The sequence below is a fragment of the Haloplanus natans DSM 17983 genome (assembly GCF_000427685.1).
GTDB classification, from domain to species: domain Archaea; phylum Halobacteriota; class Halobacteria; order Halobacteriales; family Haloferacaceae; genus Haloplanus; species Haloplanus natans.
Genome location: NZ_KE386573.1, coordinates 2,604,365 through 2,627,665 on the forward strand (window position 1 = coordinate 2,604,365; position 23,301 = coordinate 2,627,665).

Below are 23,301 nucleotides of genomic sequence, written 5' to 3' on the forward strand. Positions count from 1 at the left end.
CCCTCTTCATCAGAAATCACTTCCCCTTTCTACCAGTTTGGCTGAGAGAGCCCCTTCCTCGAATTTTCGATTCAAGGCAGGGGTAGTTCACACTCTAAATTATCAATCCGTTCCTCGATACTTGGATGTGCTTTTCGAATAGCGTAATTGCCGAAGAAAAGGTCAAAGTAGTTGTGAAGGCCGTCACCATTCGAGTACCCGCTTAGAGGAAGTAGACTGGTAGTTGTCTTTGGATCTCCCGGGTTCCCTCCGAACCGTTCAAGGGAAGCGATAACAACCTCTTCGCTTACGATATCGGCAGCTCTCTTATCTGCCTGGAGTTCCCGATGCCTATAATTCACGAAACTGTAGAAGATATTTCTCCCGGTTAACGTAATCAGAGAGAGGATAGGAATATAGAAACTGAGAAAGGCCTCGCCGTTTCGGATATGAGCCTCTTCATGCGCAATTACAGCCTGAATAAGCGGTTTGTCGAGATCATTCAACGCATCCTCTGTGACAAAAATATAGTTCTTGAATCCTGTACTGATGCTGGCCGCCTGATAGCTGGAGTCTTTCGTTTTCCAGCTTCGTATTTCGGCTTGTGGAGAACAAACATCGGACTCAGAATTTGAGTTGCGAAAAAGCCGGTATATCTTGGAGAAGTGAGCTATAGTTTGATAAAATATCCCTGCTGGAAAGTACAGGACGGGAAATATACTGGTTAGCATGGCTGCGGCAAGAAGAGGATCATGTACTAGGTTGGGCAAGATGTATCGCTGCAAGACTCGAACCGCGGCGTACGTCAAGGTATAAAAGAGAACTGGGAAGAAACCGATAGCTAAGAACTGAGCTTTACGACTGCCTGCTGTCCTGTAATCTTCGATAAAATCGAAGTAATCATTGACCCCTTCCATTTTGATATAGATGACTAAAACCCACAAAACAAGGGCAGATGTGAGGAAAATCGCGATTCTTTGAGATAGAACGCCGACCAAAATGTAGAGGCTCATTTGATTTTGAAGATTTATGATTATATCTGGACCAAAAGCAAAGTATCCTATCATCAGACCAGACGCAGTTACTGCAAAAATTAATGGAGTGATCTGCCTGGGATTGCTCTGTGAGAAACTGTACTCAAATCTAAAGACAGAGAAAAATCTGTCAAATACTAATAAAATAAAGTTAAGAGCTACAGTAACTAATAATACGGAGAAAAATAGGCCGTTTAGAGATTCATAGCCAGAACTGTTCGACATAAAGCATCCTACTAAGAGAATACTAGAAATTAGTGGAGTGAATATATACACTGTATGAAACTGTTCTAGATCTCTGAACTCACCTCTACCCGACAACAGGAGTGACTTCTGTCTTTCAGCACAGGTCACCCAGAGTAGAACCATAACTATAGACAATAATGAGAGCACCAAAGAAACCGGAGTTAGTTTAAAAGAAAATATTGTATAGCTTCCAAAGAATACAAGCGGGAGCATCCAGAGCAAGTGCCAAACAATAGATGTTGATATCTGCTCTTCGACAAGAAAATGCCCGTCACTGATTTTTATTTCAAAATCATATTTGAATCCTACCAAACGGCCCCGAAAAGTCTGATCTATTGCGCTTAAAGAATCCCTATCTAGTTTAACGCCATGATCCTCTGCAGCAGACTCTAAAACCTCTAGAATATGCTCTCTTGAAATATCGTCCTTTACCTTCGTTCTCACTAACAGCTGGTCAAACATTACCTCTAACTAAATCTTGGAACTCCGCTTAGATCACTATCATCAAACCGGTCACTGTATTGATTTTCCGTCAAGATATATGCCGACTTCTTATCTTCATTATTCATCCCCTTATGATACATAAAGTGCAACCAACCATCCTCAGGTAGATTAACTTTCTTCGATATCTCTGGTTGAGCCTTCGGGCTACCACGGCCTTCGTACCCATCAAATAACTTGGCAGGAATTACGCATAAGTAGCTGCTATCCCCTTTAGAGAACTTGGTAGATCCAACATATTCGTATTCTTCCTCTTCTAAGTGGTTCTTTGTAACTAACACTACTCCAGTCACAGAGTGATAGTACCAGTGCACATCAAAACCCAACTCAAGAATACTTTCTTCTCGAAATAGACGATCGGGAATCCGGATCTGTTTACTCCCGTTATATTCCTGAACTTCAGCGATACCCGCATGGGTCCAGAACCGGTCCGTCCCGCTCATATGTATGATCCTGAGCGGGGCCTCTTATTTAGTCCTGAATAAGAAACGTGAGATATCTTGTAGAATCTTTTATTTCAACAGACACTGTCATTACTGCCTCTTCTGCAGGATTACTGGAATATCAATCCTTCTGGGGTTCACCTACTCTACTGCAGTGATGAAATCAAACCTGCACCAAGGCCTGAAATACGGGCTGAGTAAGGCCTTGCCGGCGATAATCGCACTGATACTTCTAACTGATCCTGTCGCCGCTCAAAGCGCTACCTCAGGATGCACAATCCCGAGTTCCCTCCAACCCTTGTTTGACCTGTTGAGCACGCTGGAGACACTGGCGTTCGTCGCCGGCGTCTCCCTCGGCGTCGTCGGACTCTCCACAGCAGGCGTGATGATCGCAGGCCCGTTCGGAGAGGACTGGGTCCGCCGAGGAAAACAAATAGCGAAAAACACCGTCCTCGGCGTCATCATCCTCGCGTCCGCGAACATGGTCGTCGCCTTCCTCATCAGCCAACTCGGACCCAGCTTCTGCACCTAAAAGCCAATGAAGAGAATACTACTCGCAGGCCTCGCAGTCATCGCCTGTATAGGCCTACTGTCAGCTCCGGCAGCAGCAAATCACCAAGAAACTACGGCGACGCCAAGTAACGGAAGCGGAGACCAAAGCGGAGAAGACGATGAGCCGATCATCGATTTCAGCGGAGTCGTCGAGGCAATCAACGACCTGATTGAGGACTTCGAGAAGTTCACCGGCAGCTGGGACCAAACTCTGAAAGACATCCTAATCGCCGTCCTCTTCCACCCGTTCAAACTCCTCGCCCAGCAGCTTCTGAACGCTCTCTCAACCATCCTGATGCACACGCCGGACGTCCACCCGAACCCTGCCATCGAACAAGTTCACAGCAGAGTCCTGCTCGTGACCTACCTGCTGTCAGGCCTCGGACTTACCGCGGCAGGCCTACTGTACATCACCGGGCCTCTGCTCGGAGTCTCGTACAACGAGGTTCGGATGATCATTCCGCGGCTTCTCGCCGCGTTGATCTTCTCCACCGTTTCCCTTCCGTTGCTTCAGTACGCTGTCGAACTGAGCAACGCCTTAGTCTACGCATTTTCCCCGGACCAATTGTGGATGAGTTTGACTCAGTTGGCAGGCCTGAGCACCGGCTTAGTGCTTGCTTGGGTTGTCAACGCTGCGTTGCTGCTCGTGGTCGTCGTGATGTTCATCATCAGGAACGTGTACCTGATGTTCGTTGCCGCAATCTCACCGCTGTTGGCCTTGGCCTGGAGTGTGCCGAAGGCGAAGCGGTACGCAGATTCGTTCATCGCTGGCTGGTGGACCGCACTGGCGATGGCACCCTTGGATATGCTCGTATTGAAGTTCAGCTTCGCAATGCTGCAGGGCAACGGAGCAAGCATCACTGCAAGCATCTCGAACTGGATCCTCGGTGTGGGAGCGTTCTCACTTCTAATCCTTGTCCCATACCAGCTCTACGGAGCTTCTCAAGCAGCTATCGGCCAGGCCTATGTCGTCAGTCAGGGAATCAAGAGCAGAGCGAAACAGGCCTACCGCATCCAACAAGGCCGGGGAACGGGAGGAGAAACGGACTTCGACCTCTCAAATGATGAAGCTCGGCGTCTGAAGTCGTACAGACGGAAGAAGCGCCGGCAATCCTCTGACAACGGCTTCCGCAGCAATTGGGGAGGTGGCGACTGATGACTGAGAAGGTTCGGATGCCGGCGGACCTTGACCAAGTCACCTTGAAGCTGCTCGGAAAACTGGACGCCAAAGATCTGGCAAGGCTCGGAATCCCCTCCGGGTCAGCCTTCAGTTACCTGTACCAAATCCCGAGTCCCTCCCTCACCGCATTCGCCGGCGCAGGAGCTGCAGTAGGTATCGGTGCGACCTGGGCACTCTGGAAGCCCTACGGACGCAGCCTCGACCAGAATCTGTACCAAGCCGCTCGATGGACACTGCAGAACAGAAATGGAGTTGAGACGCCGGAGATCGAGGACAACGTCCTGAAGACGGGCAGTTCCGTGGCCGCATTGATCGAAGTAGATCCCGTCAATATGGAGCTGAAATCCGGCGGCGAGAAAGCAGCACTCCACAAACTGTACCAAGAACTGCTGCAATCTGTCGACTACCCGGTCACGGTCTACAGCACCCAGCAGCCGTTCAGTTTCGCCCAGTACTTCGAGAACCTCGAAGACGGCGACGAACTCCAAGACGACTACCGAAGCCACTGCGAAGACTTAGTGGAAGACGGGAACAGCCGGACACGGCACTACCTCGAAGTTCGCGTCGACGACGGCGACCGCAGCGAACTGTCGAACCGTGTCGGAGAGATCCTGGAACACCTGACTTCGGGAGGCCTCACCACGTACAGAGTAACCGAAGTCGACGACGTCGAAGACAGCCCCGAAATCAATCCCAGGTACATCCAACATCCCGAATCAGAGGAAAGAAGCTGTAGCAAGACACTGTACATTTCGGGCTACCCCGGAGACGTAGACTTCTCTTGGATTTCGCAGATCCTCCAAGTCGAGGGACTCATCGACGTCACTCAAACCATCTATCCGAAGACCTCGGCAGATACTGTCTCCAAGCTGCAGAAACTGGAGAACAAGGCAGAAGCCGAGAACCAGTCCCTCGTCAGGAAAGGGTACGGCAGCAGCAGAAAACTGGAACGATTGCTCGACGACGTCGACTGGTTCCAGAACCTGCTGGCCGACCAAGAGGACCAACCTGTCAGGTACGGTTGCTACGTTACCGCCTACGGGGAGAGCAAGAAGGAATGCGAAGCTGCGGTGAGGAAAGTAGAGAACCGGTTGAAGACCCTCGGTATCAACTACCGAGGTACTGCTCTTCGTACGGATCAGGCCTACCAGTCAACGACGCCAGGGCTCAGAGACAAGCTGGAAGAGCGCCAACTGATGCCTGCGGGAAGCGCTGCTTCCGGCTTCCCATTCACACAGGCCTCGACCGTCGACGAGAACGGTGTCCTGTTCGGAGTCGATCAATCGACCGAGGCACCGGTTATCCTTGACCGGTTCAAGTGGAACGCGGGTCACGCAGTACTCGCTGGAGCTACTGGATCCGGGAAGAGCTTCCACTCCAAGCTATTGCTCCTTCGCTCAGCACAGGTCTACGACAACCTCGAGGTCAAGATCATCGATCCGAAACCAGAGTACGGAGATCTGGAGGACTTCCTCGAAGAATACGCCTCAGTCACCCGGTTCGGACTTGAGGCGTCCATCCAGGATGACACTGAAGAACTGATTCAGAGTGTGGAAGAGGCCTACAGCCAGGCTCAGGAAAGCGATGCGAAGACCATCGTCGTCATCGACGAAGCACACCGCCTGCTGCAGAATCAGGAAGGTGCTTCGGTCCTATCCACGCTGGTTCGTGAGGCTCGGTCGTCGAACACGGCAGTACAGCTGATCACGCAGACAATCAGTGACTTCTACCGGACGGAAGATGGAGAGGACATCCTGAAGAACATCCCCTGCAAGGTGCTGTTCGCACACGAAGACGCGGATGACAGGCCTGCACAGGCCTTCCAACTCTCCAACGTCGCAGAAACCCGGCTGTACAACTTGGCAAAAGGCGACCAAGACTCTACGGATTACAGCCAGGCAATCCTCAAAGTCAGCAACCAGTTCGAGTCCCGTGTCAATGTGGAAGCCTCGGACGTTGAGGCTTCGATCATCGAACACGGAGAAATCCCCGAACAAACCAGAGAAAATACGGGCAGCATTGACCTCAGCTACAACGAGACAACCAGCGACGCCGATAATTCAAGCTTGGCTGAGAAAGCGAAGGCCTACATCAAGAATGTCCGTGAGAAGATCGAGAAGCTGTCACTGCCGAACTTCAATCTTCCAAAGCCTGGTCTACCCAGTTTCTCCCTGAGCAACAGCAGCTATCTCCGTTCCAGTAACGCTCGTAGCTGGAATAATCCCCTGCCGGACATTGAGGACGAAATCCCTTACCGCGGATACCTGAAGAAGGCCTGCTTTGCAACTGGGTTGTTCTTCGGGACGGGTCTCTTCGGTGCAATCCTTGTCAGTAGTGGACGCGTCATCGTTGACACCCTCCAGCAGTTGGTCGGCTTCGGTTCAATGGTTCAAGGAGTACTGGAAGTAGTCTGCCCGCTGATCTTGCTGGGGGCTCTATTCGGCCTCTCCGACCCCTACACTGCGATTCACGGGGATGATGCCTAATGAGTCTTCGAAACCGTATCTACCAAGACCACATCACAGTCACGGAGGAGCAAGCACAGAGACTGAGCTACAGCACTGGGACGTGGTACGACATCGAGGTCAGACCTCCGAAGAACAAGGACGTCCCTACAACGCTGCGAGAGTTCGCCGCCGGAATCAGAGAACTACAGACAAAGTGGCTGAAAATTCGGAACGCCTCACCGACCATCGCGTTCGAAATCCGGAGGCATACTCCTGACAAGCTCACGTTCCAGTTCTCCACACCCACAAAGAGACTGGAGCGAAAAGTCCGGACACAGCTCTCAAATCAAGTTCCAGGAGTGGAGTTCGGAGACGGTGTCGAAGGCCTACCAGTAGGAGAAGAATCCACAGCAGGAGGAGGCTTCCTCACCGCAGGAAGACGGGACTGGTACCCATTCAGGACGGACTTCGACGAGCCACCAGTCAACTCGCTGGTCTCGACGTTCCACCGCCACGCGATGCAGAACACCAGTTTCGTCGTCCAAGTCCTGTTCAAGCCGGTTGTCGGAGAACGAGTCCAACGCTGGCTGTGGAAGAAACAGGCCTACAAACAGATCCAGTATCTGAAGAAGGAGAAAGAACAGCTCTGGGGAAGTCGCTCTCCAACGAAACGGGAGAAACGGCAGGCCGACAGCATCGAAGCCAAGGCCGGGAACAGCAGGTTCCACACCACGATACGGTTCGCCGTCATCGGTGCAGACGAATACACTAAGAGCCGAGTCAAGGAACTCGCAGGAGCATACAACACCTACGAGAACCCGGAAACCGGCCAGTACCTCGACACCGTCACCGTTGAGGCCTTGAGAGAGCAGAGGATCTTCGACTTCCTCCAAGCAGTAGCCGACAGAAGCTACAGTGGTTGGGGCCGACGTTTCCAATCCTCACTTGACGAGCTTGCTGCATTCGTATCGCTTCCCAGCAACAGCCGCGAGAACATCCAATTCGCCCAGCCATGAATCCCGAAGAAGTCCAAAACCTGATCGAGAGCACCGAGAACCTGAGCACGACGTACCTCGGCAGCCGTGAAAGCGATCTCGGCGTCGAGGAAAACATCGGCCTCAGCGACGACAAACGCCTAACACACGTCCTAAACGTCGGACCGACCGGCTACGGGAAGAGCCAGATGATGACGCACGTCGCGTTACAGGACGCCGAGAAAGACCACGGCCTCGCCATCATCAATCCGAAAGGCGACCTGATAGACGAGTTCCTCGCCAAGCTGCCGGAAGACCGTGAAGACGACGTCATCTACATCAATCCAGCGCATGATCCAGTGACGCCGATCAACGTCCTCGATCCCTACGTCTCCGAGGAAATGTCTGAGGCACAAAAGGAGAACCAGAAGGAGATAATCGTCTCCGACCTCATCGACCTCTTCAAACGCCAGTCAGAGAACTGGGGCGACCAGTTCGGCCGCGTTCTCGAAACCCTGCTCCGGGCACACCTCGACCTCAACATCAAGAAAGACGCCGGAAACTCTCTGCTCGATGTCTTCCGCTGCGTCGTCAACCAAGACAGCCTCACAGAACTCATCGACCAGACGGAGGACGAAATCATCCGAGAACAACTGGTCCGAGTCAAAGAAGACATGACCAGCTACGAGATGGAGCCCTTGCAGCGACGGCTGAACGACTTCGTGATGAACCCGACCATCCGCAGGGTTATCGGCCCCGAAGAATCCGGAGTCGACTTCCGCGAAGCCGTGAACAACGGGAAGATCGTCCTGGTCGATATCCAGAAGGGTGAGGTCGGGGATACTGTCTCGCAGTTGGTCGGCAGCATCGTGATAACGAAGATCTGGGCAGCTGCTCAGAGCCGTGTCACACAGCCCGTAGAGGAGAGGACGCCATTCCTTCTCTACGTCGACGAGCTGCAGAACTTCGGCGGTGAAGGAAGCAACTTCACGAAAATCCTCTCCGAAGCCCGTGAATACCGTCTCGGCTGCTGGCTCGCCACGCAGTATCTCCATCAACTGGCTACAGATATGAGGCGTGCAGTCACCAACAACTGCCGTACCAAGATCGCCTTCAATCCGTCTGGTAGCGAGGACGAAACTCGGATAGCGGGGATGTTCCAAGATCTCTCGAAACAACGCCTGAAGAGCCTGGGTAAGTACCGTGCTGCGGTGCAGAAACCAAGCGAGAGAAGTCATAACTCCGCTACCTTGTTCGACACCTATCCACCGTGGGAAGGAGATTACAGCGACGTCGACAACCTCAAAGAACAGGGAACGGTCGCCACATCTCAGGGAACTTCTCAGACGAAGGCTTCGCAGAGTCTCGGGAAGGGCAACAACGCGGGAGGAAACAAGCACCGCGAGCTCCTCGCCCAGGCGAAGAAGCAGTTGGAAGCTCGTGGTTTCCAGGTCAACCTGCTGTACCAGGATACTGGAGATGACAAGCCGGACGGCCACGTCCACCTACCGGACGGAGATATCGCACACCTCGAAGCAGAACACTCGACTCTGGCCCGCCCGGTCAAGGTCCTCCGCAACCTGAAAAGGGCTGTTGAAGACGACCGTGAGGTATTCTACGTCGTCGAGGAAGGAAAGGCTGCCAAGCTACAGAACATCGTCGACGATCCGAAGAACCGCCGTGGAACTGAATACGAGGATACCGAAGGCAGCTACAGCTACTACACCGATGAGGACGGTGAGGCATTCACCGAGTTCGAAGATCTCGAAGACGCTGAGTACCGTGTGATCGAAGTCATCGAAGGCGAACTTGAAGTCCACGACGAGAAAGTTGAGCCGGAGTGCCCGGCACTTGGAGAGAACACTGAGGAAGAGCTGGAGTCATTCTGCCTGCATCGTGAGGAAGACGGGTTCTGTACTGAGCTTGAACAGCAGTGTGTCCTGCTCGAAGAAGGAGAATGAGTGAAGAGTTCCAGGAGATCCGGGACAAGGATCACGTCGTCCTCAGTCATATCGAGGAGGGCCGTGACGATGTCCAGAAGATCACCGAGGAAACTACACTGGAGAACCATCACGTCTCTTACAGCTTCGAGAAGCTGGAAGATCTCGGCCTGCTCACTGTAGAGAAGCCAGACAAGATGGTTGAGAGGGTGGTCGCCGGCCAGAAACGGGTGTTCCAGCATCCGAAGCAAGCCGAACTAACCGAGAAAGGCCTGCAGTACTTGGAGGAATCTCAGTCAGAGAACGTGACTGAGTACGAGGACGTGAGTCACGGAGAGCTCGTTGAGAGGGTTGGAGATTTGGAGGACCAGGTAGATCAGTTGAAAGAATCGTTCAGACTATTTAAGAAGCAGATCCAGCAAAAACTGTAGGCCATGTTTACTAATCCACCAGCGTTTCTCACCTGAACAATCTTTATACGTCTGATATCTGAAATCGCTATACATGACTGGCAGCCGAGATGACGGCGCGGTAGATGATACACGTAGATACCTTCTTCAAACAGTAGGCGGAGCACTAACAGCAGGCCTTGCAGGCTGTACAGGCGGAAACAACGGTGGTTCTGAACGTACTGCTACAGAGACAGAGGCCTTAACCCCGCGTCCCACACCAACAGCAACACCCACACCTGAAGCCGAACACGCCGACATCACAGAAATGGCCCACAACTGGGCACAACAGGTTCCTACAGAGGGAACAGGGAATGCACTTGGTTTTGATACTTACAGTCCTCAGCAATTGAATGAAAAATACGATCAGGTAAGGCCTGTTTTGCAAACTGGACCGGTTTTTGAAATGTTGCCATATTCACGCGAGGAGCCTCCAGAGAGCTTTAGACAGACTTTCTCAAGAGGGGATCCAAATCATAGAAGAACTCTACGTGTGGACCAATTGCCTAGCGGTGTTTCGGAGGAGGATGTTGCTCAAGGCCTTGAGGATTCAGGATACAAACATGAAGGTCCCGTGAATGGATTTGACGTATACTTCAATCCAATAAAAGGATCGGTTCATGCACTTGGTGAAAACAGACACGCCTTCACGTTTGATTATGCGGGTTTGGAGACCACTACAGAAACTTTGAAAAGCACTTTAGAGGATACGTTAGAAAGTTATGGAACTGATGTCTTTACTGAGGATATGAAGGCAGCCCAAGACGCATTAGATATGCAAGATAGCTTTGGTATGTTTGTGGATCAAGATTTTGACTATATTACTGGTTTTGACGATAAGTACGGGCCTTCGCTTGGAGCTTCTACTCTTGATGTTGATAGAGGTGCTTTGCAGTCTGCTTGGGTGTTCGATAATGCCGGTGATGCAGCATTTGCCCAAGCCTACTTAGAAGATGGAAACATCGGGGGAGGCTACCAAACAGTCAACCAAGAAAGCGACAGCAGAGTACTCACAGCAATAGGAAAAGACAACCAAGCCATACAAGACATGAAAGACGGAGAGGCAGTAATTGGAATGCCTCAAATTTAATTTCTTATATGATTTAACATACATCATTACAGCTCAGAGGCGGGGAACTTGTAGCCCAGCTGCATTTATTGGTGGAGGCCTGACCCCTTATCTGGCTTGATTCAGGAGTGGACTTATCTGTTTGGCTGCTGCAGTTGCAGGCTTGTGTGAATTTGGCTTTGGAGAGGCTGCAGGAGGCGTTGTTTTGTTGGTTGTCGAGCCAGGTGCCGAAGCTGCCGGTCTGACCTGAGACCAGGAACATGACGACTCCTGCTGTCATGACTAAAACGGTTGCAGCTATTATAATCTCCACCAATTTTGTAAGGCCTTAACTCCAAAACCACAATTTGCTTTATAAATATACAGTTATAATCACACAGTATGGAAGAATCACTCAGACAGACACTACACCAATTCCCCTACCCACGCGGAAAAGACCAACACAAAGCCCTGGCAAACTACTTCGAGGCCAAAAAGACTCAGAGCAAGACCCAAGCTGCAGAAACCGCCGACATCAACCACCGAACAGCTACCAAATTCGAAAACGTCTACAAAGACCTGACCGAGCAGGAGAAAATCAAGCTCGACCAATTCCTACTGAAGAAAAAGATCGAACGTAGCGACCAGGTTGAAGCAGACGAAGAAGGCCTCACAGTGTAGACGTTCTACTTTCTCTCCTTTTTGTTTTTATCAATAAAACAACCATTTAAAAATGACTTAGACTAATATGATGATAGGCGATAGAAATGTTATCTAAAGCTAAGTCTATCTTCAAAAGGAAGGCTTCGGATAATAACGGTACAATCCGAGTCAACCTACCAAAAGAAATTGCACAACACCTTGATCTAAAACCAGGAGACACAATAGCATTTCAATCAGAGCATAGTGATGATCATGGGCCATATGCCAGCTTCTGGAACCACTCCAAACAACAGGGTGATGCTCAATGACTTCACTGAGAGATGTCCCCCCGTCAAACCCTGTTGTGGTTGTTGTGGATCGGAATATTCCTGCCGTAGAAAGCCTGTCTCTCGAAAATTATCTTCAAAATAGTGTTCCGGGTCTTGTTGTGGTTGTTGTGGGTCGTTGTGGAAAGGTAATACGACATATTACGAACCCACAACAAAGCACAACAAACACAACAGAACCCACAACAGCAAATAATCTACAGAGAACCATCTCAAACCCCTCCATATCCAATGACACAACACATACAACAGCTAATCACGCACGCGCGTGAGTATAGAAAAATACCCCCCTCAGGTGATGAGCTCGATGACAAACAATCTATCAAAAGGACAAAAAACGCTTCTAAAAGCAATCAACAGAAAAGAAAAACCCTCAACCTCAGAAATAGCCGAATCTAATCGAGTACAAGAGCACTACTCCAGCAGAAATACAGTCAATACAGTTCTAAAGAGGATAGAAGAAGAACACGAACTTGTAAAAAGCGACAAGTCAGGTAGATCGAATACCTGGAAACTGACCTCCAAAGGACAGAGAAAAGTCGAGAAACTCCTTCGAGAGGCCTCCAAGAAAACAGAAAAAGACGAGGCCTTCTTCGACAGCGAACAAGCCATCGATGTCTGGTCCCAATACTACGAAGAAATCATCCCCGATCAGATTAGAGAAGTCGAGCTCGGGAAGTCCAGCATCCACATTAACTACGAGAAACTGGAGAAATTCGACGCCGCGCTTGCAGACGAACTCCTCATTAAACCAGACGAAGTAATTGATTCAGCCAAAACAGCTCTGCGCAGGATCCCAGAGATCAGCAACAACGAAAGTATGGATGTCAGGATAGAAAACGTCTCCTCCATCGATACTAAATCTATATCAGAGATCTCTAGCAGCGATCTCAACCGGCTTATCAGCATAGAGGGAGTCCTCGAAAACTGTACTAACGGCTTCTTTAAGCTCGTTGAGGCTGACTTTGAGTGCCAAGACTGCCACGATGTCTACAGGAAAACCTTCAACGAGGGAGAGAATCTGAAGAGCCCGTACAAGTGTGACTGTGGATCCAAGAAGTTCACAGTACTCAACAAACGGTTTGAGAACCGGAGATACCTCCGTGTGAAAGAATCACCGAACGTTAGAAACAGGGATAAGATTACGGTCGTTGTCGATGGGGATCTTGCAGAAGACGAAAGGAAGAATATGAAAGCTACAGGGTCTGGTATCCGAATTACCGGCTATATCGAACCCTACAGAGAAAATAAGAATGACGACCACTACAAACTCCGGCTCCGCGCTAACAACATCGAAATTCTCGAGGACAAGTGGGAAGACATAGAGATCTCCACTGACGAGGAGAACAAAATCCTGGATATAGCACAACGTGACGATACCAAGGATCTGCTCGTAAGGTCGATCGCCAGCGAGGAAATCGACCACATGGAGTTGATGAAAGAAGGAATCCTTGTCTGGCTCCTCGGAAAAACCGAGCACGGGGATACTCACATCCTTGTTGTCGGTGAACCTGGTACTGGGAAGTCCCACCTCGGTCGTCACATCGAAGAAAAGTTCCCGAAAGTGATCGGAACAGTCGGAACTGGTTCTACCGGCGTAGGCCTTACAGCTACCGTCCGTAGAGATGAGATTACGGGTGATTTCGTTGCTGAAGCCGGTCAATTGCCGATGGCAGACCAGGGGTACCACATCACGGATGAGTTCGATAAAATCGACGACGGCGCTCTTACAGACATCAATGAGGCTCTGTCTGAAGGCACAATCAGTTTAGCAAAGGCCAATATCCAGACTAAGATCTCTGCTGAGACTTCAGAGTTCAGTATCTCTAACCCTGAGAACGATAATTTCGACAGGCATCAAGAGAGGTACAAGCAGATTCCGATTCCGGACGATAAGGCCAGTTTGAAGGATAGATATGATGCGATAATTGGCGTTACACGTAGTGACTGGAATAATGAGGAGGAGAAGGAGAAGGAGTTAGAGATTATTGATACGATTCTTGGCCGGTCTGTTGGTAGTGACGGTTCTTCGACTGGTTCTCAAAGGAGGGATACAGTAGACACTGATCTATTGATTAAGTATGTCGCTTATGCTCAGAGGCTGGATCCTAAGGTTTCTGACGATGCGCAGGAGAAAATGAAGGAGATCTATACTTCGATCAAGGAGCAGGAAGGTCCTGATCAGAATCTGTGGGATAGGCGTCGTTTTGTGTCGTTGTTGAAGCTGTCTATTGCTTATGCCAGAATCGATCTGAGTGATGAGGTTGCTCCAAAGCATGTGAAGCAGGCCAGTGAGTTCATTCGTCGGTCGTTATCGTCTATTGATTTCACGATTGGTGCTGACGATTTTGATGAGCTCAGTTCGAGCCACAGGAATCGGCTTCAGAAGGTCAAGGATGCAATTTCAACACTTTCCGAGAGAGGAGATGCTGATGACGCTGAGATACAGGATGTGATAGAGAGAGTTGATTTATCTGAAGATGTTGCGGAGGATGTGATTGAAAATCTAAAGAATAAAGGAGAGCTCTTTGAGCCAGAACAGGGTAGGGTCCAGACAATATAGGTGATCTGAGGTGGACACTTCACTAAGTAAGAAGCAGAAGTTGCTTTTATTGAAAGGGGCAAAGAATAACGGCATTATAACAAAGAGATTAGCTGAAGAGATCTATTCCAGCTGGAGTCAAGGTAAAAGTGCTATAGAAAAGCTGGAGGCCTTAGATTTCATTGAGAGATCTCATCCTGGAGTATGGAGGGTAAAGAAAGCTATAGATGACGTCAAGTCATCGTTCTCGCTTACAGAACAGAATGAACTATTGCTCATGAAGGCTGCTAAGAACGATGGTGTACTTAATTGGGAAATGGCTTCAAATCTTTATTCGAGTAAGAGATCAGCTAAGTCTGCTATTCAAACTCTTGTTCATCTGGGATATGTAGAGAACACGGTTCCAGGACAGTGGAAGGTCAAAAATGTAACCGATATAGTAGCTCAGGAGGTGAAAGAAGAGTCGTAGATTCGATTGATTCGGCTGCAAAGATTTATAAATAAAATATCATAACTACTTATTAAGACGATGACATCATCAGGTAGAAGTACGGTTCAGGTTCAACCAGAACCTGAGATCAATTCCGTTCCAGAAGCGGTTCAAAACCATAGAAGAGAACAGCAGGAAGACGAAGAGGAAGATGAGCCTGGGATCGTGAAGCGGGCGAAGAACTCAGACTTTACAGCGATCAGTATGCAGGACCAAGCCTCAACTGATTCTTCTTCAAATCCGGACTCCTCGCTTGAGGATTACCTCTGAGGTGCCGGCAGTGAAGAAGGAGCGCTTGAAGGGATTCATCATAGCAAAGCTCGACAATTCGCTTTTCAAAGATAGAGATAACTTTATCAAGGACAGTGAGGAGAACCTGGAAGCAGTGAGGGTTGAAGCCGATATCGAGGAGTGTGTTGAGGAGCTTATCGAGGAAGGCTGGATTGAGTACATCGAGGAAGGCAACAATCTGAAGCAGGTTGTTCCTGAGTCAGAAAAAAAGCAGAAGACACTACCTGCAGGTGGTTCTCAGCGGTGAGTCAGGGACTTCTTCCGCGTGAAAGCCTCGAGGCGCTTGTAATAGGGTTTCAGGACCCGGCGGTGGAACAGCCTTGAACCTGGTCAAGTGGCTTGCAATGGATGTGCAGGAAACCGTATTGATGAACACAGAGGCTTGGGAGATCCGGCCGCACAGTACTGAGAAGATCAGGTATCCACGGGTGGTGCCCTAATCACAGATTACGAAGAACCGCAATACAACCCCGAGTTGAACGAAGGCCTTGGCGGGACAGTCGAGTTCGGGGAAGATAACGAGGAGTACCTGTTTCCCCGTGACCTGCCAGCTGACAAGGTCCGCAAGATCCTCGAAGATGATCAGGACGCGGATATCTACGGTTCAGAGTTTCCTGGGTTCCGAGTAGAGACCAGTCAGGGAGTCCGGTACGATGTGATCCATTTGGACGGGAGTGAGCCGGTGGATGCGATCGGGATCTACGACGTCGACGAGGGTGAAGTCTTGGAGTTTTACGAGATGGATGATCTTGTCGAGGAGGTCGATGCTGTATGAAGCCGTTTGATTCGAGTCTTGTGAAGGGGACGCCGGCGAGGATTCTGTCGGAAGCTGCTGCAGAGGAGGAACAGACTGTATCCGAGATAGCACTGGAGGTTGAGACTCCGCAGTCCTACGTCGGGAAGATCCTGAGCGATCTTGAGGAAGAAGGATTCGTAGAATCTCGAAGGTCGGAGGATGACGCCAGGAAACGACTTTACACAGTCACAGAGCTGGGAGAAGAGTTTCTCGAGGTGTTGGAGAAGGCCTACGCTGAGGCCTGATCCTTCGCAATCTTTCTTTCTAAGAACTGGCCGGCTTTTTCGGGGCTCTGCGGTACGACTGCTTCCAAGTGATACCAAGGATCGTCGTCGCCTTCATCGCTTTTGTCTTTAGCGTATATTTCGGCGTTGAGGCCTCTGTACTGGGCGGCGTTGTTTTCGATTTCGTCTTTCCAGTGGCCTTCCCAGACGAAGATCCAGTCGCCTGATTCGATTTCTAAGGCACAGTACGGCGTATCGTTGCTGCTGGTGCGGTTAGTGTGAACTTCGACTATAGTGGCCTCTAGAAGCTCGATATCTTCGTCTCCCATAGTATCCAATTGTAATTCCTCTTTTAAATTTCTGACACGAAGAATGCTACAGTGTCTCTTCACGATCGGCTTCTACAGCAGGCGAAGGAAGCAGGTATCGACGACGATGATGAGGTTAAGAAGTTTCTCCGTATTATCGATAACTGTCCGAACGACAAGATCAAACGGCAATTTGCCAAGAAGCTCAGGGCGAAAATCAGACGGCACCGCAGCCATCCTTTTGACCGGAGTCACAGAACCTCAATTGGTAGATTATCGATTAATGTAGGACGGGGTTGGAAAGGGGGGTTGGTGGACCTGCCAGTAGAGGACTTGACCAAGCACGTACTGGCAGTCGGTCAATCCGGTTCTGGGAAGACCACGTTATTCTACAATCTGATGTCCGAGCTCGATGATCAGGAGATTCCGTTCTGGGCGTTCGACCTGAAGCAGGACTACCGGCATCTCGTCAAGTCTGACCAGATCGAGGATGTCCTTGTACTGCCTATAGAGAAGTTCAGGTTCAATCCGTTGAGACCTCCGCCAGGCGTCAAGCAGGGAGACTGGCTCTCCACGTTCATGGAGGTGTTCTGTGACAGTCAGGAGCTGCTCGGAGGATCTGACCGTTTCCTGGACAAGCACCTGCACCAGTTCCACGGCCAGACCAGTAATCCGACTCTGCTAGACTTGAAGAACTACATTGAGAACCAATCGGTACCACCTCAGAGAAAGTCTTTCCAGTACAGGATTCAGGGAAGCATTGGGCGGCTTATCCGGGATGCACCTCACACGTTCAACGTCGAACGAGGCTACAAGCTGGAAGAACTGCTGGAAAGGAACGTTGTCTTCGAGTTTGAGGGTTTGAAGACGTGGACGAAGAATTTCCTGATGGAGATTTTGATCGCGTGGATCTACGAGTACAGGAAGGCGCAGAATCATCGTGGCAGCGGTGTCCGGCACGTCACATTTCTTGATGAGGCGAAGACGATTATGTCGGTCTACAAGGAGCAGCAGGCAGCTTCTGGTCTACCAGAGATTGACCGGATGGTTGCGGAACTACGCGAGTTCCAGGAATCGTTGGTAGCTGCCGACCAGGAGGCGAAGAAGCTGACTGACTCGATCAAGGCGAACACGTATACGAAGATCTTGCTTGCTACGGGAGATGCGAAGGAGTTCAAATCGATAGCGGAGTCCCTGAAGATGGATGGACTTCAGAAGAGATGGGCGAGACAGTTGGCAGTAGGCCAGGCTGTGATCCAGCGGGGGGAGCATGATCCGGTCCCAGTTCGTCTACCTGACTTTGATTTGGAGAAGGATGTCACTGATGACGACCTGGTTTCCCGCCTGAGTGATGAGTGGCGTTCACTGTCTTTCCAGCCATTGGATGCTTCCACTTCAGAAGATGTAGAAGTAGCCGAAGAATCTGAACTGGAATCAGGTAGCGGTTCTGAGGCGTCCGAAGAACCCGAACTGGAGGTTTCGGAACGTGCGGAGCGTTTACTGAGAGATATTGTGGAGAATCCGTTCAATTCAGTGACTGAGCGTTACGAGAAATTCTCCAGCCGGTATCAGGGTGATAAGGCGAAGAAGGAGTTACTGGAGAAAGAGTTGGTAGAGGAAGCATCTGCTAAGTTGAAACAGGGAAGGGTCAAGCTGTTCGAACTCACAGATACGGGGAAGGAGTTTGCGGAAGATCTGGGAATAGAAATCGAAAGAATTGGCCGTGGAGGTGTGGTCCACCGCTACTGGCAACACAAAATTTCCGATAGACTCGAAGAGGAAGATCTCAACCCAGTCATCGAGAAAAGTCACGCAGATGTCTATGTGAATTACGATGGCGATGGAATCGCTATTGAAGTTGCGATGGGGAGAAACGAGAGGGAGATTGAGCACATCTCAGATAGACTGGAGCAAGGATTCGACCGAGTCGTTACCTTGTGTAGAAACGAGTACGTGAAGGAGTTTATCGAGCAGAAGAGGGAGAAGATCGATGTATCCGAAGAACAGGTAGATATTCTGCTGCTTCGGGAGTTTTTGGAGAGCGACAGCCTGTTTCACGAGTAGTTCAGGCTTGTTCTCGCGTTCAGCATAATAGGGTTAAGCTGGTTGGAACTCTTCGGGAGATTTGGCTTTGCACATCTGGGTTATAGACCATGACCGCTTCCCATCTTCCTTGACGAGTAGTTTCTCTTCTTCTGTGTTTATGTTGCCCAAGATTTATCTTTTTCCCTAAATTTTTGAGAGGCTGAGTCAATGGGCGACCCCAAGTTATCCAAACGCCTTTTTAGGCAGTTCCTCGTAGCGTTAGAGACGATGAAACCTGAACAGTGGGACAGAAGTGATTTCGAGGCTGTTTCCGGTCTGTTCCAAGGTTTGGCACACGAGGCGCGGTTAGCTCTTCTTCTGGGGATTTACCACGGCAAATCTCTGAATGAAATCGCTGAGTTTCTGGAGATCACACGCGGAGGGATGCAAGATCACTTAGAGAAACTGATTGACTGTGAGCTTCTGTACCGGCCTGAGGAAACAGGGAAGACGTATGGGTTGACTCCCTTCGGTTTGTTCTTTGTCGAGTTTCTCCTCCAGAATGAGGAAACACTGGTTGAGGCACTTGGTGAGCTACGGTTGGAAGAAAAAAGGGTCGAGTTGGCTGTTGAGGAAGTCCGTAATGAGGCGGAGGAACAGGACATCTCTTTGTCGGAAAAGGAGTGGCAGAGAAAGGTCCATTCCAGGAAGTGGGAACAGGCCTGGGATGACGTCAAAGATTCTCTTGGCGTCGGAGAGTAACCGTTTATATCTGAGATAGGCCTTCTCGGTGCTCGATAAACTCTTTTTGCGTCTTGCTTTGGAACGCCAATTTGCCTTTGTCTTCGTATTCCGAGACGTAGGCCTTCTCTAGATCCTCGATCGTTCCGATCGGGTCTCCGCCGTCGTCCATCCAGATCATGTCGTCCGGTTCTCGTACAGCTGGACCGTACAGTTCCCGAGGTTCAGTTGCAGGCCACACGTCTTTTTCCTGCAGATACTGCTTGATCTCTCGGTAGGATCGACGGGCAGTCTCTCGAGGGGTCATACCTGCGTTGTCCTGCCAACCGTCAGGTGTCCAGTATTCCCAGTACGCCATCCGAAGAGGAAGGTTACAGTCGTAGCCGACGACGTTGGCTGGAGGCCTTCCATCAATCGTGGGTTGGGTCAGTTTCTCTATAGCGCTGTAGGCTTCAACAGGATTTCCCCCAAGGAGGTGGACATCCCGGCCGCGGAATTTCGCCGGTCCTAGATCCTCTGCTTGGATGTCGCTCTTCCCGTTCGCATAACCCAGTGTCGTAGTTTCAGGGTCAAGGACGTCGAAGGCCTCCTCTGATTTTGGAGCGACGATAAATCTGCGGCGAGGGTAGTCGTCGAGAAGATCGTCAATAACTTCCTGATATTCTCTGGCCTGTTCTCTGTTGTAGGCGTCTCCGATCACTGCAACCTGTGGTTCTCTGTTATAGAACTCTTTGAGGAACCTGTCCAAATCTGGGTCTTCGTAGTTGTTGTCGAGAAAGCCTTGAGGAAGCCGGACATTGGTATGGTCCTCTGTTAATTGGTAGCTACTATCCTCACGGTTGCCGGGGAGAAAACCGCTTTTGAAGGCCTCCACTGCAAATGGGTGACGGCCGGTGCTACTGCAGTACTGCAGCTGCTGCGCTTCTTCTATCTTGTCTCCGTCGACCTGTATAACCGGCTATCCACCCTGTCAATAAATCACAAACCGATTTATAGAATTAAAAGATAACTGCCAGAAGGGAAGGGCTTCACGGATGTTCTTCGTGGATCTCTCCTATCTTCTTGACTGCTTGGAGAAGCTGATCGTCAAGGTCATCTAACGCGATCCTGACGACGGTCTCTACTTCTTCGGATTCCGCTTTCTGTGACGCTCGTTTCAGGTGTTCTACTGCCGCCGCCATCTCCTCCAAGGACTCTCCATCATTTCCCATACTTCTCAGTCATCGATCAGCATTTCCAGCCTGGCCAGCTCCATCCGATCAGACATCTCCTCGGCACGTTCATCGAATTTTCCAACCACTTTCTGCAATTCGTCTCGCCACAATTCCATGTGCTCCTGCTGCTTTTCAGCTACTAAGATGCCTTTAGCCAGGTTGAAATGCAGCTCTTCTATGTAGTTCTTCAGTTCCTCGGGATCATCTGGGAGATCTTCAACTGGAGTGTAGTACTCCTCAGTTTGCCTCAACGTCTCATCTACGAGCGGGTCATCGACGCCATCCGGCAACTCGATATCATCTGGAGGGTCGGATGCCATACTGACAGTCTGAGCCTCTCACTGTAAATAAATTCTCCTACCACATAAATATGGATTTGCATAAATCCGTGTATTATGCTTTCGGCAGCGAACGAGGAGACTGGGCCGCTGCTTACGGTTACAAATTCTCTGCAGTAATTTCAACGCTGCCAGTTTCTCTGAGTTCCTCTATCTCATCTATTGTCAAATAAACAGTTGCGCCGATTTCCTTGCCGTTCCTATCTGTCTGAACGTTGATTCTGTGTTCTCCGATTGTTAGATTCCACCTCCGCCGTACAGATTGAGGGATTTGATGTGTTCGAGGTACTCGTCGCGGACTTGGTCACGCGGGATCTTGGTGTACAGATCCATTGTTTCCTGGTCGCCGTCTCCACGCAGGTAACGGGTGAAGTGATCGGGCATCCCGTTGTTCCTCATTTCCGACGTGAAGATCGTTCTGTAGTAGTGTGGCGTGAATTTGTGGTGCCACCGGTCCTCGTCTTCGTGGTCCATTATTCCGGCTCGGACGGCTCCTCTACGGACTTCGCGGCGGATTCTTTCACGTTTCACTCTGCTTCCGTGGATGGCGGTGAACAGGTACTCTGAATCGTTATTGCTGACTGCTTGGAGTCGGCGTACCGCTTGAATTGTTTCATCATCCACCGGGTTGACAGTCTCCCGGCCTCCTTTCCGATCGGTGAGCCGGATGAATCCGTCGTCAAGCATCAGGTCCTGTTCCTTGATTGTGAGGACTTCGCGGATCCGAGCTCCTGTCTTCGCCATAAGGACGGCTGCGGTCTTGTCCCGTGGGTCCGGGATGTTCTTGATTATCTGTTTCCCGTTCTCCCAGGTAGCTGTCTCTGGACGAGGCCGTTTCTTCTTCGGTAATTCCTCTAAGACTACTGCTGCAGGATTTCCGGTGATATCCTCGAATCGTGGCCGCTTCATCGCCCAGGTGTAGAACGCTGACAGAGACTCTACGTACCGCCGCTTTGTATTCTGAGCGACCCCTCGATCATTCAAGTCCAAGACGTACTCCTCGACGTCACCGACCGTTACTTCAGACGGGTGTACCTCTGGTAGGAACTTGTGGAAGAAGCGTACTGCAGTCCTGCTGTAGGAGTTCAAGGTGCGGCGAGACGTTGATTTGTTCGTCGAGTCTTTGCTGCGTAGCCAGTCGTTGATGCAGTCGTGTTTGTTCTCGAATACCCGGTTTTCCCATTCGTCGTCGTCCAGCAAGATCTCGTATTTTTTCTTCGCCATTCAGTCGTCACCCCGGCTGTCCGAGTCTGAGAGTTTCCAGCCCCAGCCGCGTTCGTACTCTACCTCGTTACGGGCGGCAAGGAAGTACAGCTGGTTCTCCACAGGTTGCCGCAAGGCCTCATCCATTACTCCGGACTCTACGATACTGCGTAGAATCTCATCCAGTTCTTGGTAGTTGCCGGATAAATGATCTCGGAGGGTATCTGGGTCGAAGCTGATTGCTGTCGAGCTCTCCGATTCTTTTTCTTCTATTCGGTGCTCCAGTTCTTTGACCTCTTCTTGTAGTTCTTGGATCCGGGCTTGGTCGCCTTCGGCACGGAGTAACCCGTGTTCTCTGTAGGCCCGTGCTTCCTGGATCAGTTTGTAGAGGTAGCGGGATCGGCTGAGGCCTGCATTGTCTGCTTCTTCGTCCCACTCTTCTAGATCTTCTTCCTTGCAGACGACTTGCGCGACATCGGTATCTTCTGCGAAGCCGCCGGTCTCTTTCCACTGCTTCTTGTTTTCTTCTGACATATTGTTTGTCGACCTCCGATATGCAAGGAGAAGAGCGAGATTGCTCCCTCGACCTCGGACATGACACAAGTTAAGTGTCAATTCTTTTATGTCCTATGTTGGACGGGTTATTTATGAGTGCCGAGGCCGCCATTTTTGACGGTAGAGGTCGTCTCCGAGTGAATTTGGGTATGGCCACGATAGACATAGGCCCCGGTCAGGTTCCCCTCGAGCGAGCGGACACGGATTTATGAACGGTGCCGAACAAACACACAGTATGGCCGCCGAAATTTCCGACCGTGTTCGAGAAATCGCGGAGGCTCGCGGCCTTCCGGAGTCCGAAGTGTTCGAGCGGGCACTCGAACGCGGGCTCGAAGACCTGTGGGAGGACCTCGTGCTCGCACAGTACCTCGATGGGGAACTCGACCGCGAGGAAGCCATCGAGCACGTCGGGCGGACGAAAGTCGAGCGAGCGGAGCGAGAGCGTGAGGTCGTCGAGGAAGACGTGGACTGGGGTCTGAACGCGTGACGCTTGCGGCTGTCTCGGACGCGGGACCGCTCATTCACCTCGCCGAAATCGATTCACTTGAACTGTTCTCGACGTTTGACACACTACTTGTTCCAGAGACGGTTTACGAGGAAGTCGAGACCGGCGGTGTTCCGGACGGGTTGCCCGACCTCTCGTACGAACTCGTCGAAGCCGACGAAAGCCGAGTCGGAACTGAAGAACTGGACGCCGGAGAACGCGCCGCGATTGCGGTCGCTGAAGAGCGGAAGGTCGTTCTCCTGACCGACGACCTCGCCGCCCGAGAGGCAGCGGAGACGTGGCGAGCA

The 23,301-nt window shown here is 50.7% G+C and carries 25 protein-coding genes and 1 pseudogene; 18 read left to right on the forward strand and 8 right to left on the reverse strand.

Going from position 1 to position 23,301, the window contains the following annotated elements; translation table 11 throughout:
• Positions 1-71: 71 nt before the first annotated feature.
• Together HALNA_RS20255 and HALNA_RS20260 are read right to left on the reverse strand one after the other, a co-directional pair.
• Positions 72-1,721 (reverse strand): M48 family metalloprotease, encoded by a 1,650-nt coding sequence (locus HALNA_RS20255; RefSeq protein ID WP_157573588.1) that lies wholly within the window; start codon positions 1,719-1,721, stop codon positions 72-74.
• A 5-nt stretch (positions 1,722-1,726) separates the two neighbouring features.
• The gene (locus HALNA_RS20260; protein WP_157573589.1) at positions 1,727-2,203 is read right to left on the reverse strand and encodes a hypothetical protein; all 477 of its coding nucleotides are present in this window, start codon (positions 2,201-2,203) and stop codon (positions 1,727-1,729) included.
• Positions 2,204-2,513: 310 nt separating this feature from the next.
• Here HALNA_RS20260 and HALNA_RS21225 point away from each other — a divergent pair, with 310 nt between their 5' ends.
• From HALNA_RS21225 to HALNA_RS15605, 14 genes are all read left to right on the forward strand, one after another.
• Positions 2,514-2,735, forward strand: coding sequence for a hypothetical protein (locus HALNA_RS21225; RefSeq protein WP_157573590.1), 222 nt, complete (start codon positions 2,514-2,516; stop codon positions 2,733-2,735).
• A 6-nt stretch (positions 2,736-2,741) separates the two neighbouring features.
• On the forward strand, positions 2,742-3,911 hold the full coding sequence (locus tag HALNA_RS15560; RefSeq protein WP_049937257.1) for a hypothetical protein: 1,170 nt from the start codon (positions 2,742-2,744) through the stop codon (positions 3,909-3,911).
• Positions 3,911-6,421, forward strand: a complete 2,511-nt coding sequence (locus HALNA_RS15565; protein ID WP_049937258.1) for a VirB4 family type IV secretion system protein — start codon at positions 3,911-3,913, stop codon at positions 6,419-6,421. Before HALNA_RS15560 ends, HALNA_RS15565 begins: the two co-directional genes overlap by 1 nt.
• Positions 6,421-7,398 carry a hypothetical protein gene (locus HALNA_RS15570; protein ID WP_049937259.1) on the forward strand — a complete coding sequence of 326 codons (978 nt, stop codon included), beginning with the start codon at positions 6,421-6,423 and terminating at the stop codon, positions 7,396-7,398. Before HALNA_RS15565 ends, HALNA_RS15570 begins: the two co-directional genes overlap by 1 nt.
• On the forward strand, positions 7,395-9,317 hold the full coding sequence (locus HALNA_RS15575; protein ID WP_049937260.1) for a type IV secretory system conjugative DNA transfer family protein: 1,923 nt from the start codon (positions 7,395-7,397) through the stop codon (positions 9,315-9,317). Before HALNA_RS15570 ends, HALNA_RS15575 begins: the two co-directional genes overlap by 4 nt.
• Positions 9,314-9,727, forward strand: coding sequence for a hypothetical protein (locus tag HALNA_RS15580; RefSeq protein WP_049937261.1), 414 nt, complete (start codon positions 9,314-9,316; stop codon positions 9,725-9,727). Before HALNA_RS15575 ends, HALNA_RS15580 begins: the two co-directional genes overlap by 4 nt.
• Before the next feature lie 73 nt (positions 9,728-9,800).
• Positions 9,801-10,835 carry a hypothetical protein gene (locus HALNA_RS20265; RefSeq protein ID WP_157573591.1) on the forward strand — a complete coding sequence of 345 codons (1,035 nt, stop codon included), beginning with the start codon at positions 9,801-9,803 and terminating at the stop codon, positions 10,833-10,835.
• Positions 10,836-11,195: 360 nt separating this feature from the next.
• Positions 11,196-11,474 carry a hypothetical protein gene (locus HALNA_RS15585; RefSeq protein WP_049937262.1) on the forward strand — a complete coding sequence of 93 codons (279 nt, stop codon included), beginning with the start codon at positions 11,196-11,198 and terminating at the stop codon, positions 11,472-11,474.
• A 615-nt stretch (positions 11,475-12,089) separates the two neighbouring features.
• Positions 12,090-14,345, forward strand: a complete 2,256-nt coding sequence (locus tag HALNA_RS15590) for a hypothetical protein (RefSeq protein WP_169719052.1) — start codon at positions 12,090-12,092, stop codon at positions 14,343-14,345.
• A gap of 10 nt (positions 14,346-14,355) precedes the next feature.
• A complete protein-coding gene (locus HALNA_RS20270) occupies positions 14,356-14,793 on the forward strand; it encodes a hypothetical protein (RefSeq protein ID WP_157573593.1) in 438 nt (145 codons plus the stop codon).
• A 60-nt stretch (positions 14,794-14,853) separates the two neighbouring features.
• A complete protein-coding gene (locus HALNA_RS20275; protein ID WP_157573594.1) occupies positions 14,854-15,084 on the forward strand; it encodes a hypothetical protein in 231 nt (76 codons plus the stop codon).
• Positions 15,085-15,094: 10 nt separating this feature from the next.
• Positions 15,095-15,352: a hypothetical protein gene (locus HALNA_RS15595; protein ID WP_157573595.1), complete on the forward strand. Its 258-nt coding sequence runs from the start codon at positions 15,095-15,097 to the stop codon at positions 15,350-15,352.
• Between the two features lie 228 nt (positions 15,353-15,580).
• A complete protein-coding gene (locus HALNA_RS15600) occupies positions 15,581-15,880 on the forward strand; it encodes a hypothetical protein (protein ID WP_049937265.1) in 300 nt (99 codons plus the stop codon).
• A complete protein-coding gene (locus HALNA_RS15605) occupies positions 15,877-16,146 on the forward strand; it encodes a MarR family winged helix-turn-helix transcriptional regulator (protein WP_049937266.1) in 270 nt (89 codons plus the stop codon). Before HALNA_RS15600 ends, HALNA_RS15605 begins: the two co-directional genes overlap by 4 nt.
• Here HALNA_RS15605 and HALNA_RS15610 read toward each other — a convergent pair.
• Positions 16,131-16,454 (reverse strand): hypothetical protein, encoded by a 324-nt coding sequence (locus HALNA_RS15610; RefSeq protein WP_049937267.1) that lies wholly within the window; start codon positions 16,452-16,454, stop codon positions 16,131-16,133. The genes HALNA_RS15605 and HALNA_RS15610 overlap by 16 nt on opposite strands.
• 51 nt (positions 16,455-16,505) lie before the next feature.
• Between HALNA_RS15610 and HALNA_RS15615 the strand changes: the two genes are divergently transcribed.
• Both HALNA_RS15615 and HALNA_RS15620 read left to right on the forward strand, forming a co-directional pair.
• On the forward strand, positions 16,506-18,497 hold the full coding sequence (locus HALNA_RS15615) for an ATP-binding protein (RefSeq protein WP_049937268.1): 1,992 nt from the start codon (positions 16,506-16,508) through the stop codon (positions 18,495-18,497).
• 189 nt (positions 18,498-18,686) lie between these two features.
• Positions 18,687-19,220: a winged helix-turn-helix domain-containing protein gene (locus tag HALNA_RS15620; RefSeq protein ID WP_049937269.1), complete on the forward strand. Its 534-nt coding sequence runs from the start codon at positions 18,687-18,689 to the stop codon at positions 19,218-19,220.
• Between the two features lie 4 nt (positions 19,221-19,224).
• On the opposite strand, the gene HALNA_RS15625 is transcribed toward HALNA_RS15620, so the two are convergent.
• The 5 genes from HALNA_RS15625 to HALNA_RS15645 all read right to left on the reverse strand — a co-directional run bounded on the left by HALNA_RS15625 (position 19,225) and on the right by HALNA_RS15645 (position 22,488).
• Positions 19,225-20,073: a DUF6610 family protein gene (locus HALNA_RS15625; RefSeq protein ID WP_049937270.1), complete on the reverse strand. Its 849-nt coding sequence runs from the start codon at positions 20,071-20,073 to the stop codon at positions 19,225-19,227.
• A 154-nt stretch (positions 20,074-20,227) separates the two neighbouring features.
• Positions 20,228-20,410: a hypothetical protein gene (locus tag HALNA_RS15630; RefSeq protein WP_049937271.1), complete on the reverse strand. Its 183-nt coding sequence runs from the start codon at positions 20,408-20,410 to the stop codon at positions 20,228-20,230.
• A gap of 5 nt (positions 20,411-20,415) precedes the next feature.
• Positions 20,416-20,733, reverse strand: coding sequence for a hypothetical protein (locus HALNA_RS15635; RefSeq protein ID WP_049937272.1), 318 nt, complete (start codon positions 20,731-20,733; stop codon positions 20,416-20,418).
• Positions 20,734-20,988: 255 nt separating this feature from the next.
• On the reverse strand, positions 20,989-21,975 hold the full coding sequence (locus HALNA_RS15640) for a tyrosine-type recombinase/integrase (protein WP_049937273.1): 987 nt from the start codon (positions 21,973-21,975) through the stop codon (positions 20,989-20,991).
• On the reverse strand, positions 21,976-22,488 hold the full coding sequence (locus tag HALNA_RS15645) for a hypothetical protein (protein ID WP_049937274.1): 513 nt from the start codon (positions 22,486-22,488) through the stop codon (positions 21,976-21,978). It lies immediately after the preceding gene.
• Between the two features lie 256 nt (positions 22,489-22,744).
• Between HALNA_RS15645 and HALNA_RS15650 the strand changes: the two genes are divergently transcribed.
• Together HALNA_RS15650 and HALNA_RS15655 are read left to right on the forward strand one after the other, a co-directional pair.
• Positions 22,745-22,996, forward strand: a complete 252-nt coding sequence (locus HALNA_RS15650; RefSeq protein WP_049937275.1) for a hypothetical protein — start codon at positions 22,745-22,747, stop codon at positions 22,994-22,996.
• Positions 22,993-23,286 (forward strand): annotated as a pseudogene (locus HALNA_RS15655) (nucleic acid-binding protein); the annotation flags it as partial. The gene HALNA_RS15650 and the pseudogene HALNA_RS15655, both read left to right, overlap by 4 nt.
• Positions 23,287-23,301: the final 15 nt, after the last annotated feature.